General features: G+C 70.1%; 11 protein-coding genes and 1 pseudogene. 6 read left to right on the forward strand and 6 right to left on the reverse strand.

Annotation, left to right across the window (positions count from 1 at the left end; all coding sequences use genetic code 11):
* Window positions 1–188, forward strand: a pseudogene (locus NL1_RS38380) (PPA1309 family protein); the annotation flags it as partial.
* Here the strand turns inward: NL1_RS38380 and NL1_RS33985 are convergent.
* Window positions 189–1,214: a YlbL family protein gene (locus NL1_RS33985; RefSeq protein ID WP_218024532.1), complete on the reverse strand. Its 1,026-nt coding sequence runs from the start codon at window positions 1,212–1,214 to the stop codon at window positions 189–191.
* Between the two features lie 163 nt (window positions 1,215–1,377).
* On the opposite strand from NL1_RS33985, the gene NL1_RS33990 reads away from it, so the two are divergent.
* From NL1_RS33990 to NL1_RS34000, 3 genes are all read left to right on the forward strand, one after another.
* The gene (locus NL1_RS33990; RefSeq protein WP_067848540.1) at window positions 1,378–2,793 is read left to right on the forward strand and encodes a zinc-dependent metalloprotease; all 1,416 of its coding nucleotides are present in this window, start codon (window positions 1,378–1,380) and stop codon (window positions 2,791–2,793) included.
* A gap of 89 nt (window positions 2,794–2,882) precedes the next feature.
* The gene (locus NL1_RS33995; protein ID WP_067848558.1) at window positions 2,883–3,743 is read left to right on the forward strand and encodes a hypothetical protein; all 861 of its coding nucleotides are present in this window, start codon (window positions 2,883–2,885) and stop codon (window positions 3,741–3,743) included.
* Between the two features lie 58 nt (window positions 3,744–3,801).
* Window positions 3,802–5,145: an ABC1 kinase family protein gene (locus tag NL1_RS34000; RefSeq protein WP_067848561.1), complete on the forward strand. Its 1,344-nt coding sequence runs from the start codon at window positions 3,802–3,804 to the stop codon at window positions 5,143–5,145.
* 163 nt (window positions 5,146–5,308) lie between these two features.
* Here the strand turns inward: NL1_RS34000 and NL1_RS34005 are convergent, their stop codons facing one another.
* Together NL1_RS34005 and NL1_RS34010 are read right to left on the reverse strand one after the other, a co-directional pair.
* Window positions 5,309–5,599, reverse strand: coding sequence for a WhiB family transcriptional regulator (locus NL1_RS34005; RefSeq protein ID WP_067848543.1), 291 nt, complete (start codon window positions 5,597–5,599; stop codon window positions 5,309–5,311).
* A gap of 634 nt (window positions 5,600–6,233) precedes the next feature.
* Window positions 6,234–8,387 (reverse strand): ATP-dependent DNA helicase UvrD2, encoded by a 2,154-nt coding sequence (locus tag NL1_RS34010; protein ID WP_067848546.1) that lies wholly within the window; start codon window positions 8,385–8,387, stop codon window positions 6,234–6,236.
* 124 nt (window positions 8,388–8,511) lie between these two features.
* Between NL1_RS34010 and NL1_RS34015 the strand changes: the two genes are divergently transcribed.
* Window positions 8,512–8,742 (forward strand): mycoredoxin, encoded by a 231-nt coding sequence (locus tag NL1_RS34015; RefSeq protein ID WP_067848564.1) that lies wholly within the window; start codon window positions 8,512–8,514, stop codon window positions 8,740–8,742.
* A gap of 3 nt (window positions 8,743–8,745) precedes the next feature.
* Here NL1_RS34015 and nudC read toward each other — a convergent pair whose 3' ends face one another.
* Together nudC and NL1_RS34025 are read right to left on the reverse strand one after the other, a co-directional pair.
* On the reverse strand, window positions 8,746–9,645 hold the full coding sequence (gene nudC, locus NL1_RS34020) for an NAD(+) diphosphatase (protein WP_067848549.1): 900 nt from the start codon (window positions 9,643–9,645) through the stop codon (window positions 8,746–8,748).
* 25 nt (window positions 9,646–9,670) lie between these two features.
* Entirely contained in the window at window positions 9,671–10,735 is a 1,065-nt protein-coding gene (locus NL1_RS34025; RefSeq protein ID WP_067848552.1) for a potassium channel family protein, read from the reverse strand.
* 142 nt (window positions 10,736–10,877) lie between these two features.
* On the opposite strand from NL1_RS34025, the gene NL1_RS34030 reads away from it, so the two are divergent.
* Entirely contained in the window at window positions 10,878–11,276 is a 399-nt protein-coding gene (locus NL1_RS34030) for a DoxX family protein (RefSeq protein WP_067848555.1), read from the forward strand.
* A gap of 85 nt (window positions 11,277–11,361) precedes the next feature.
* Here the strand turns inward: NL1_RS34030 and NL1_RS34035 are convergent.
* Window positions 11,362–12,370, reverse strand: a 1,009-nt coding sequence (locus NL1_RS34035; protein WP_174553514.1) for a RecB family exonuclease, incomplete at its 5' end; no start/stop codon positions are given.

The following is a 12,370-nucleotide window of genomic DNA, read 5'->3' on the forward strand; positions in this document are numbered from 1 at the left end:
CCGCGGAGGCGCACCCGGGGCGGCGGGAGGCGCGACTGTTCGCCGCGGTGCTGCGCGACGGCGCGTCGCTGTCACTACTGCAGATCCGCCCGCAGGACGACGAGGACGATTTCGGCGACCTCGACCTGCGGACCTACCCGAATCTGGCGCCGAACGTCATCGAGGCGCTGCACCACACCCTGGAGTGATCAGCCGCAGCTCGGCGCCTCGGCGCCCGCGTTGATCGCGTTGAGCGACTGCACCGCGCTGTCCAGGGTCTCCACCTTGACCAGGCGCAGGCCATCGGGCGTGCGCTGCCTGGCCTCGTTGCAGTTGGCGGCCGGGACCAGGAAAGTCTCGGCGCCCGCCTCGCGGGCGGCCATCATCTTGTACTGGATGCCGCCGATCGGACCGACCGCGCCGTCCTGCTCGATGGTGCCGGTGCCCGCCACGAACTTGCCGCCGTCGAGGTCGCCGGGGCTCAGCTTGTCGATCAGGGCGAGGCTGAACATCAGTCCCGCCGACGGGCCGCCGATGTCGGCCAGGTTGAAGGTGACCTGCATGGGCGGCAGCGCGCCCTCGCCCGGGGTGACGCCGAGGTAGCCCTTGGCCGGATCGTCCGGGCGCGCGCCGAGGGTGACCGTCGCGGTCTGCTCGGCGTTGTCGCGGCGGAACACCACGGTCAGCTGACTGCCCGGGGGCTGCGAGGACACCGCGGACACGAGGTCCTTGGGTGTGGCGATGGGCGCGCCGTTGACGCTGACGAGCTGGTCGCCGGGGCGAAGCACGTCCTTGGCTGGGGCGTCGTCACCGACCTTGCGTATCAGCACCACGGTCGGCAGATTCAGGTAGTGCAGCGCCGCGACCTCGGCATTGCCCTCGGAATCCTTGAACTCCTGCTGATTGGACTTGTCGATCTCCTCGCGCGGCACACCGGGCGGGTACACCTCGGCGCGCGGGACGAGCCCGTGCTGGCCGCTCACCCAGAAGCCGAATGCCTCGAACAGGTTCAGCCCGTCGCGCACCGCCACCGTCGTCATGTTCAGGTGGCCGGTGGCCGGGTCGAGCTCGGCGCCGACCACGTCGACGACCTGCTTGCCGTCGACCTCGCCGAGCGTGTTGAAGGTGGGCCCGGGTCCGAGCGCGACGAACGGCACCTTGACCACGGTGCCGATGACACCCAGCACGAGCACCGGAAGGAGCGCGGCCAGGAGGGTGAGGATCCGACGATTCACCCCGCCCACCATAGTGATCTCCCCCGGCGCTGGACGGCGCAGGCGCGGAATCCGCGGCTGCGCGCCGCCCGGTCGTTCGCTGTGCGCGTAATGCGAGCTCCCACGGGCCGAGGGCCCGCCGCCCACGGTCACGCGCCGATGGTCCACGCGTAACGTAAGAGGCATGACTGACTTCCCGTTCGGATTCTCGAACCGTGACGACGACGACGCGCGCAAGCGCGGCGAAGAGCCGAACGGTCCCGGGGCGAGCAATCCGTTCGGCTTCCCGACCGGCGGCGGCGCGGCCGGGTTCGATCCGGCGCAGCTCGGCCAGATGCTGACCTCGCTGGGTCAAATGCTCAGCGGCATGGGACAACCCGGCGGCGCGTCCTCGGGGCCGGTCAACTACGACGTAGCCAAGCGCCTGGCCCGCCAGCAGCTCGGTACCAGTGTGACGCCCGTCTCGGCGGGCACCCAGAAGGCAGTGGCCGACGCGGCACACCTGGCCGAACTCTGGCTGGACGGCGCGACGACGCTGCCCGCGGGCGCGACCAGGACGGTGGCGTGGACGGCCAACGACTGGATCGAGGAGACGCTGTCCACCTGGAAGCGGCTGTGCGACCCGGTTGCCGAGCAGATCTCGGGCATGTGGACCGCGCAACTACCCGAGGAAGCCAAGGAATTCGCCGCGCCGATGGTCGGCATGCTCGGCCAGATGGGCGGCCTCGCGTTCGGCTCGCAGCTCGGCCAGGCGCTCGGCCAGCTGGCCAAGGAGGTGCTGACCTCCACCGATATCGGTCTGCCGCTGGGCCCGAGCGGCGTCGGCGCGCTGCTGCCCGCCGCGATCTCGGAGTTCAGCGCGGGCCTCGAGCAGCCGGAGAGCGAGATCCTGGTGTTCCTCGCGGCGCGGGAGGCGGCCCACCAGCGGCTGTTCGGGCACGTGCCGTGGCTGCGTCAGCAGGTGCTCGGCGCCGTGGAGGACTACGCGCGCGGCATCAAGATGGACTTCTCCGCGCTCGAGCAGGCGGCCCAGGGCATCGACCCGATGGCACTGACCGACCCGTCGAAGCTCGAGGAGATCCTGGCGCAGGGCACGTTCGAACCGCAGACCACGCCCGAACAGAAGCAGGCGCTGGAACGACTCGAGACGCTGCTCGCCCTGATCGAGGGCTGGGTGCAGGTCGTGGTGACCGACGCGGTCGGCGACCGGCTGCCCGGCGCAGGCGCGCTGGCGGAGACGCTGCGCCGCCGCCGCGCCACCGGCGGGCCCGCCGAACAGACCTTCGCCACCCTGGTCGGCCTGGAGTTGCGGCCGCGCAAGCTGCGCGAGGCCGCGCAGCTGTGGCGGCGGCTGACCAGCGACGCGGGCATGGAGGCTCGCGACGGCGTGTGGGCGCATCCGGACCTGCTGCCCGATTCCGAGGACCTGGACGCCCCCGCGAGCTTCATCGACTCGGTCATCGGCGGCGGCGCGACCGCGTTCGACGATCCGCTGGCGCAGCTGGCCGAAACCGAGGCGCGCGAGCGCGCCGAGGCCGACCGGGAGAAGGCCGACGGACCGGACACCCCCGACCTGGGCAAGGACACCGGTAAGTCCTGAGAATTCGTCCTGTGAACAGCGCGAATTCCTGTGGATAACGACAGGATTCGCGGCCGTTCGCGGGGCTGGCGGTGCGCATACTGCTGGGCATGACCACGATGCGCCCGCACGGCCCGATGCTGCATCCCCGGGTGACGATCCTGGTTCGCCCCTCCGGGGTGGTCCAGCTCGGCTGGGATCCGGAACGCGCCCTGCTCCTCGAACCGCCGGATCTGGACACCCAGACCGTGCTCGGTTTCCTGCGTCTGCTCGACGGATTGCGGACCCGGCCGCAGATCCTGTGGCAAGCGGGCCGCAGCGGCATCGCCGCCGAGCGCGCCCGCGCGCTGCTGGACGAGATCGATGTCGCGGGACTGCTGGTACAGCCGCGAGACCGTCCGGGTCCGATCCGCGCGGTGCGCGTGCACGGCCTCGGACCGCTCTCGGACGCGATCTCGGCGGGGCTGCGCCGGGTCGGCATCCGTCCGGTGCGGTCGCGCGGGAACGCACCGGAGGACTTGGGCCCGCGCGCCGCCGACCTGGTGGTGCTCGCCGATACCGTGGTCACCGATCCGCGTTTGGCGAGTGAACTTGTGCTGCACCGCATTCCACATCTTCAAGTGCGAGTGCGCGATGGCCGCGGCATCGTGGGACCACTGGTGCTGCCCGGCGAGACCAGCTGCTTGCGCTGCGCCGACCTGACGCGCGTCGACTACGACGCCGAGTGGCCCCATCTCGCCGCCCAGCTGCTCGGGCGGGTCGGTCACGCCTCGCCCGCCGCCATCGCCGCGACCGCGGCGCTCGCACTGGGAGAACTCGAGGCGATCCTGGACTGCTCGCCGCGCAGACCGCCCGCCACCCTGGACGCCACGCTCGAGTTGGACCTCGATTCGCACCTGCTCCAGCGGAGGTACTGGGCGCCACATGCAGCGTGTGGTTGTCGCACGATCAACGCCGGGAGCGCAACGTGAGATCGAAAACTTCGAATTGCCATGGCAAAGCTGCGGGTGCGTCCGCCATGATGGGGTGGTGTCTGAGATCGTGCGCCGTAGCTCGTCCCGCAACGCCAAGTTAGCCAAGATTCCGCTCGGCATCGCCGGACGGGCCGCCGTGGGCTTCGGCAAGAGGCTCGCGGGTGGTGACAAGGGGGAGATCAACGCTCAGCTGAACCAGAAGGCCGCCGAACAGCTGTTCACCGTGCTCGGCGAGCTCAAGGGCGGCGCGATGAAGTTCGGACAGGCGCTGAGTGTGATGGAGGCCGCGGTTCCCGAGGAGTTCGGCGAGCACTACCGCGACGCACTGACCAAGTTGCAGGCCGCCGCCCCGCCGATGCCCGCCGAGACGGTGCACCGGGTGCTCGATCAACAGCTGGGCACCCAGTGGCGGCAGCGTTTCCATACCTTCGAGGACATCCCGTCGGCCTCCGCCAGCATCGGACAGGTGCACAAGGCGGTGTGGTCGGACGGCCGCACCGTGGCGGTGAAGGTGCAGTACCCCGGCGCCGACGAGGCGCTGCGCGCCGATCTCAAGACGCTGTCGCGGATGACCGGCCTGATCTCCTCGGTGATCCCCGGCGCGGACGTCAAGCCGATCCTGGCCGAGATCACCGAGCGCACCGAGGAGGAGCTGGACTACCGCAACGAGGCGGCGAACCAGCGCGCCTTCGCCAAGGCCTTCGACGGGCATCCGGAGCTCGTGGTGCCCAAGGTGGTGGCCTCCGCGCCGAAGGTGATCGTCACCGAATGGCTCGAGGGGACCCCGGTCTCCCAGCTCATCAAGGCGGGCGCCGAGGATCCGGCGGGCACCTTGACGCTGCGCAACCGGGTCGCGCTGCAGATGGGCAAGTTTCACTTCTCCTCCCCCGAGACCGTCGGTCTGCTGCACGCCGATCCGCATCCCGGCAATTTCATGATGCTGGCCGACGGCAGGCTGGCGGTGATCGATTTCGGCGCGTGCGCGCCGCTGCCCAACGGTTTCCCGGAGATCCTGGGGCGGATGCTGTCGCTGGCCGTCGACGAGGACTACGACGCGCTCACCCAGTTGATGCACGACAACGGCTGGGTGCTCCCCGGTCGCACGGTCACCCATCGGGAAATCGCCGAATACCTGCGGCCGTTCGCCGATCCGATCAAGACCGATTCGTTCCACTTCACCCGCCGCTGGATGCAGCGCGTCGCGGGCAAGGCGACCGACTTCACCAGCTCGGAGATGAAAACCGCACGAGCGCTGCAACTTCCGGCCGAGCACGTGATGATCTTCCGGGTGCTCGGCGGTTCGGTGGGCATCCTCGCCCAGCTGGACGCCGAGGTGCCGTTCATGCAGCTGGCCGCGACCTGGCTGCCCGGCCTGCGCGACGAACGCTCGGCCAGCTGACCCACCGCGCCGCTGAAAGATCCTCCCCCACAACGCAAACGAGCCGCCCACCTGATCTCGAGGTGAGCGGCTTGTTTGCTTTCTCGTTCCTGGGCCCTTACCGGGTCCGGACCGGACGGGTGGGCCTCAGCGACCGGAGGGAGGTGGGGCCGGGGCCCGGCACTCATGCCGGGACCGCGACCTTGCGCGGACGGCCGCGCGGACGCTTGCGGGCGATCACGACACCCTGGTCGAAGATCTCACCGCCCCACACGCCCCAAGGCTCGCGCCGATCGATGGCCGCGCTCAGGCAGCCCTTGCGGATCGGGCAAGACGCGCACAGCGTCTTGGCCTGCTCCAACTGGCCCGGGCTCTCCGCGAACCAGAGATCGGGATCTCCGGCTCGGCAGGGCAGGACCTTGGTGATCTCCCGGGTGGCAGCGGTGGTTGGCGACCAGCTCTCTGCGGGGAACACGTCGTTCTCCTTCAGTTCGTTCTGCAGCGGTTCGTTAGTTGTCCACGAAACCGGTGGCAAACGGCTGAAGGGCCGCTTAAAAGTACTGGCCACGGTTTCGCTTCGTGCGAGCCGTGGCCAGGAGGTGTGGGGTGGGTCCCCTACCTAGGTCGACACCTGGGTCGATTCCTGATCACGGTCGCTGGGTGTGCGGTGCGGAGGCGTGCTGCCCGCAGATCGATGTCTGCCATGGGCTCCGCCGCCGGCTCATAGCCGGCTTCGCGAGCGACGACGCCGACTGCCGCGTTGGCGGTCGGGTGCCAGCCCCCGCTGGGCTTGTCCTGGAGAAGGGTGTGGACTGGGCGAAGCGCCGGCGAAATCTTCACCGGCGTACCAAATCCGCACACTCCTGCCGAGGACAGACCGATCCCCTGCAAGGCGAGGATCCCCCGGGAGGCTGACATGGACGTATTGCCCGCAACGCCGATGGCGCCGAAGTTGTTGATGCCGTTCATTGGTCTGCCTCCCTCCTGTTCTCGTTGTGTCGAAACTGTCTGGTGTCGAACGCAGTTGTCCGAAACTCTCCGCGCCGGAATGCCCTCCCGGTGCGTGATTCCCACCATAGGCAATGTCGGCGGAACCGACAACCTATTTTCTACCTGCGGTTTTGTGATGTCGAGCGGACTCGCGATGCGACGATGGCGAGCACGTCGGCCCCGTAGTCGACGATCTTCTTCGCGCCGATGCCCGGGATCGCCTCCAGCGCACGGTCGTCTGCGGGCAGTTGCTCGGCGATTGCGGTGAGCGTGGTGTCGGTGAAAACCACGAACTCCCGGACCCGCAGTGCCTCGGCCTTTTCCGCGCGCCACTCCTCGAGCGCCTTCAGCAGCACCGAGTCCAGTTCCGCGGGGCAGCGACGGCAGCGGCCGAGCATGGTGGCATAGGTGCCGATCAGCGGCTTGGCGCAGACCCGGCAGGCCGGGCGTATCCCGTTGCTCTCGGATCGGCCGGTCGAGGTCGCGATCCGGGAAGCGGGCGAGTCGTCGGGCACCAGACCGTTGAGGAAGCGGGAACGTCGCCGGGTGCGCCTGCTGCCCTCGCCTCGCGCCAGCGCCCATGACAGCCGCAGGTGCTCGCGTGCCCTGGTCACGCCCACGTAGAGCAGCCTGCGTTCCTCCTCGAGCGCGGCCGGATCGCCGACCGAGCCGTCGTCGGCGAGCGCGTGCGTGATCGGCAGCGTGCCGTCGGCGAGCCCGACCAGGAAGACCGCGTCCCACTCCAGTCCCTTGGCCGCGTGCAGCGAGGCCAAGGTGACGCCCTGCACGGTCGGTGGGTGCCTGGCCTCGGCGCGGGCGGCCAGCTCGCGCAGCAGGCCGGGCAACGCGAGCTCCGCGTCGTGCTCGACCAGTTCCTCGGTCAGGCGGACCAGCGCGACCAGCGACGACCACCGCTCCTTGGCTTGCGCGCCCGCGGGCTCGTCCGCGGTCAGGCCGACCGGCGCGAGCACGGCCCGGACCAGGGTCACCAGCGCCGCCCCGCGGCGGGATTGATCGGGCAGATCGTCGCGGGCGGCGGCCTGGCGCAACGCCTGCACGGCCTGCCTGACCTCGGCGCGCTGGAAGAAGCCCTCACCGCCGCGCACCTGGTACGGAATGCCGCGCTCGGTGAGCGCCTGCTCGTAGGCCTCGGACTGGGCGTTGATGCGGTAGAGCACCGCGATCTCCGCCGCGGGAGTGCCCGCCGTGATCAGCCGCTCGATCGCGCCCGCCACCCCCGCCGCCTCGGCCGGGGCGTCGTCGTATTCGACGAATTCGGGCTCAGGGCCATCCGGGCGCTGGCCGATCAGCTGGAGCCGGGTGCCCGCGATACGGCCGCGCGCGGCGCCGATCACCCGGTTGGCCAGCGACACCACCTGCGGCGTCGACCGGTAGTCGCGCTCCAGCCGCACCACGGTCGCGTCCGGGAAACGCCGCGAGAAGTCGAGCAGGTAGCTCGGGGTGGCGCCGGTGAACGAGTAGATCGTCTGGTTCGCGTCGCCGACGACGGTCAGATCGTCGCGCTCGCCGAGCCAGGCGTCGAGCACCCGCTGTTGCAGCGGCGTCACGTCCTGGTACTCGTCGACCACGAAACTCCGGTAGCGACCGCGGAATTCGTCGGCGACGGCCGGATAGTCCTCCAGCGCGGCGGCGGTGTGCAGGAGCAGATCGTCGAAATCGAGCAGCAGTCCCTCCGCGGAAGCCTTCAGCGACTCGTAACCCGCGTAGACCTCGGCCACCCGCGCGGCGTCGTACGGCGGCTCGCGATGCTGCCTGGCTACCGCCGCCGGGTAGTCCTCCGGGGCGAGCAGCGTGGACTTGGCCCATTCGATCTCGCCGAGCAGGTCACGGACGCTGTCGGTCGCGGTGCTCAGCCCCGCCCGGTGCGCCGCCTGCGCCACCACCGCGAACTTGCCGTCCAGCAGCCGCCACGGCACGTCGCCGACGACCTGCGGCCAGAAGTACTTCAGCTGACGCAGCGCCGCGGCGTGAAAGGTGCGGGCCTGCACCTGGTTCGCCTCGCCGCCGAGGCCGAGGCCGCGCAGCCGGGCGCGCAACTCGCCCGCGGCGCGCGCGGTGAAAGTGACCGCGAGCACTTGATCGGGTTTGACGTGCCCCGCCGACACCAGGTGCGCGATCCGGTGCGTGATGGTCCTGGTCTTTCCGGTGCCCGCCCCGGCGAGCACGCAGACCGGCCCGCGTGGCGCCCGGACGGCGGCGGCCTGCTCGGGATCCAGGGCGTCGAGATCGAAGGCAGGCACGGCCACCATCATGACAGCCCGATCCGACAACCGGCCGCCGCGCCTTCCGCGGGAGTGAGCCGGGTAGCACCGTGGAACAGGACAAGGTGGTACAGCGTTGAATGGTTCCGTGACTGACGTGAACCCCGTTCTGACCATGTACTCGACCACCTGGTGCGGCTACTGCCGCAGGCTGAAGAAGCAGCTGGACGAGTCCGGTATCAGCTATGTAGAGATCGATATCGAGCAGGACCCGGCCTCGGCCGAGTTCGTCGGTAGCGTCAACAACGGCAACCACGTGGTGCCGACGGTGAAGTTCGCGGACGGCTCGACGGCGACCAACCCGTCGCTGGCCGCCGTCAAGCAGACCCTCGCCACCCTGGCCTGACGCTCAGTCCAGCGCCGCCCACGATTCGACGATGGTGCGCGCGATCGAGATGGAGCCGGGGAGCAGCAGCCGCACGCCTTCGCGCTGGCCCGACCAGTCACCGGCGGCGAGCGCCTCGCGCACCTCGGCCCTGGTGAACCAGTAGGCCTCGGCGATCTCGCCGTCGGAGAAGGCCAGCGGCTGCTCCGGGTCGGCGACGGCGGCGAAGCCGAGCATCAGCGACCTGGGGAACGGCCACGGCTGACTGCCCAGGTAGTGGATGTCGCGGACGTCGAGACCGACCTCCTCGCGCATCTCGCGCGCCACGCAGCGCTCCAGCGACTCGCCCGCCTCGACGAATCCGGCGAGCAGTGAGAACAGCGTCGTCGGCCACGTGTGCTGGCGCGCCAGCAGCACCCGGTCGCCGCCGTCGTGGATCAGGCAGATGACGGCCGGGTCGATGCGCGGGAATTCCTCGTGCCCGTTCGCGGCGAGCCGCGACCAGCCGCCCTTGACCGAGACCGTCGCGGTGCCGTCGTGCGCGCTGAAGCCGGACTTGTCGTGCCAGTTCAGCAGGGCCATGGCGGTGGAGAGCAGTCCGGCGGTGAAGTCGTCCAGCTCGCCCGCGATGACGCGCAGGTCGGTGAGTTCGCCGGCGAGCTCGTTGTCACGCACCGCCCACACGTGCCTGCCCTCGCCGATCCCGAGGAACACCGCCGCCGGGCTCGGCTCGGCGGACAGTTCGACGGCCGCGTCCAAGATCAGCGCACCGCCCTCGAAACGCACCTGACCGCGTCGATTGATGCGAAGCAGCCCGGCTTTCGCCCACCCCTCCTTCAGCGCATTCTCGTCCGCGCGGATCTCTTCGGCTCGGTCGACCGCGGCCCGGGACAGCAGGGGGATGGCGTTCAGCTGAAATGACACGCTTCGAGACTACTTCCGGACGGGGCTACTTCGCCGCGCGCCGGATGTAGAGCAGTTTGTCGCCCGCCTCGATCGCGTCCACCTGCGGCTCGCCGACGCGGATCAGGTCGCCGTCGCGCACCACGCCGAGCACGATATCGCTGAGATGCCGTGGGGAGCCGCCGATCTCGCTCGGCTCGACCTCGCGCTCGGCCACCGCGAAACCCTGTTCGGGGGTGAGCAGGTCTTCCATCATCTCCACCACGGTCGGGGTGGTGGTGGCGATGCCGAGCAGACGGCCCGCGGTCTCCGAGGACACCACCACCGAGTCGGCGCCGGACTGGCGCAGCAGATGGGTGTTCTCGGCCTCGCGGATGGCGACCACGATCTTGGCTTTCTTGTTCAGCTCGCGGGCGGTCAGGGTGACCAGCACCGCGGTGTCGTCGCGGTTGGCGGCGACGATCACCGAGGCCGCGTTCTGGACGCCTGCCAGCCGCAGCACGTCGGACTGGGTGGCCGAACCGTGCACGGTCACCAGGCCCGCGTTCGCCGCGGCGTCCAATGCGACGGCGTCGGTGTCGACCACCACGACCTCGGCGGGATGTACGCCGTCGCCCAGCATGGCGTCGATGGCGGTGCGCCCCTTCGTGCCGTATCCGACGACCACGGTGTGATTACGCACGCTGCGCCTCCAACGCTGAATCTTGAATGCCTGACGAGATCGTTCTGTCAGCACGCTGATAGTGGTACCGACGAGCACGATGAGAAAGAGGATGCGCAGCGGGGTGATGATGATGATGTTCGCCAGCCGCGCCTCGGGCGAGGCCGGGGTGATGTCGCCGTAACCGGTGGTCGACAGCGACACCGTCGCGTAGTAGAACGCGTCGAGGAAGGACAGTTCGCTCTCGGTGTTGTCGCGGTAGCCCGCTCGCCCGAGGTACACCACCAACGCCGCGGTGAACAGCAGTCCGATGGCGGCCGCGATCCTGCGGCTCAGCGAGACCCACGGACTGCTCTGCGCCTCCGGGATCCGCAGCACACCGACGAGCGCGAAGTCCGGACGAGTCGACAAGCCGACTCTCGCTGCGCGATCTCCGAAATCACCGAGCATCGCTCTCACCTGCCCGCTCGTTCGCCGCGCGGTCTATCTCCGGCACTGTCTCTCCCTCCGGCACAGCACGGGAGCCTACCGGGTCTCCGTCGCGCCACCCGGACTCGACGCGAACACTCGGTGAATGTCAGGGTGGGTACTCATGGCAGACATTCGACCGACCACCGACGACGCCCGGCGGCCCGCACTGCTGCTGGCCGCACTGCTGTTCGGCAGCGGGGTCCTGCATTTCGCGGCGCCCAAGTTCTACGACTCCATCGTGCCCAGGCGGCTTCCCGGCCGGGCGCGGGACTACACCTATGCGTCGGGCGTCGCCGAGCTGGGCGTGGCCGCGGCGCTCGCGGCGCCGCGCACCAGGCGCCTCGGTGGACGGCTCGCGGCGCTGCTGTTCGTCGCCATCTTCCCCGCGAACGTGCAGATGGCCGTCGACGTGGGGCGCAGCGAGAGGGCTTCGCGGATGCTGAAGATCGGCGCCGTGCTCCGGCTGCCGTTGCAGATACCTCTGGTCACCACGGCGCTGAAAGTATCGCGCAGGGGCTGAAAGTCTCGCGCAGGAGCTAAGCCGATGCCATGCGCCGGAACTGGTCGATTCCCGCGCGGCAGCCGATCGGTTCCGCGATCGTGCCTCAGTCGTCCTGCCTGGTCGGCGCGGCCGAACGGATCAGCGCGGCCAGCTCCTCGGGTCCTGGCAGCTCGGCGGGCGCGATGGTCCGGCCCGAACGCACGTAATGGAAAGCGGCGCCGATCTTTTCGAGCATCTCCAGTTCGGTGCCGCCGTGCCTTGCGGCCATCAGACGGGCCCAGGCCAGCCGGTAGATGGCCAGCTGCATGGCCACGGCCGGTTCGTCGGCGGGCCCGGGTTCGGCGCCGGTCTTCCAGTCGACCACGGTCCAGCCGCCGCCCGGCTCGGCGAACACCGCGTCCATCCGGCCGCGGATCACGGTCCCCGCGATCGAGGTCTCGAAGGGCACCTCGACATCGAGCGGACTGCGGTGCGCCCATGGCGAATTCAGGAACGCGTCCTGCATCCTGGCGAGTTCGGCGTCGACGCTCGCATCGTGCGGATCGGGTTCGCCCGCGCCGGGGAGTTCGTCGAGCCCGAGCAGCCTGGTGCCCGCGAACCAGCGCTGCACCCAGGCGTGGAAGGCGGTGCCGCGACGGGCCAGGGGATTCGGCGGGAACGGCAGCGGACGGCGCAGGCGCCGAGCCAGTTTCGCGGGGTCGGCGCGCATCTCCACCAGGGCGGTGGCCGGGATCTGGCCGGGCAGCTCCACCTCTTGGGCCGCGGCCAGGCCCGCCTCGTGCTCGGCGAGCAGGGCGTCCACGTCGGCGGCCCAGCCCTCCGGATCGTCCGGGTCGGTCGCCTGATCCACCGGGACGAACTCGTCCGGCGGCGGCTCGAAGTCGTCGGGGAGCGGCGCGACATCGTCGGGATACGGTGCGAAATCGCCGGTCGGCGCGAGGAGTTCGTCGACCGAGAGCAGCGCGCCCGGTTCCGGTACGGGCGTCGCGGACGGCTCGGGTCCGGCGGGCCGCTCGCCCGCGGTCGGCCGAGCGGCGGACGATCTCGCCGCCGCCTGCTCGTCCGCGGGCCGGGCACGCAGATCGGCCAGCGCGGTGCGGACGAGGGCGGCG

It is taken from the genome of Nocardia lijiangensis NBRC 108240 (genome assembly GCF_001613045.1).
Taxonomy (GTDB): Bacteria; Actinomycetota; Actinomycetes; order Mycobacteriales; family Mycobacteriaceae; genus Nocardia; species Nocardia lijiangensis.

What these genes read in the sequence shown, in the direction of transcription:
- NL1_RS33990 (WP_067848540.1), top strand. Translation starts at nt 1,378, where the DNA reads ATGACTGACTTCCCGTTCGGATTCTCGAACCGTGACGACGACGACGCG.
- NL1_RS33995 (WP_067848558.1), top strand. Translation starts at nt 2,883, where the DNA reads ATGACCACGATGCGCCCGCACGGCCCGATGCTGCATCCCCGGGTGACG.
- NL1_RS34010 (WP_067848546.1), bottom strand. Translation starts at nt 8,387, where the DNA reads ATGATGGTGGCCGTGCCTGCCTTCGATCTCGACGCCCTGGATCCCGAG.
- NL1_RS34015 (WP_067848564.1), top strand. Translation starts at nt 8,512, where the DNA reads ATGTACTCGACCACCTGGTGCGGCTACTGCCGCAGGCTGAAGAAGCAG.
- NL1_RS34025 (WP_067848552.1), bottom strand. Translation starts at nt 10,735, where the DNA reads ATGCTCGGTGATTTCGGAGATCGCGCAGCGAGAGTCGGCTTGTCGACT.
- NL1_RS34030 (WP_067848555.1), top strand. Translation starts at nt 10,878, where the DNA reads ATGGCAGACATTCGACCGACCACCGACGACGCCCGGCGGCCCGCACTG.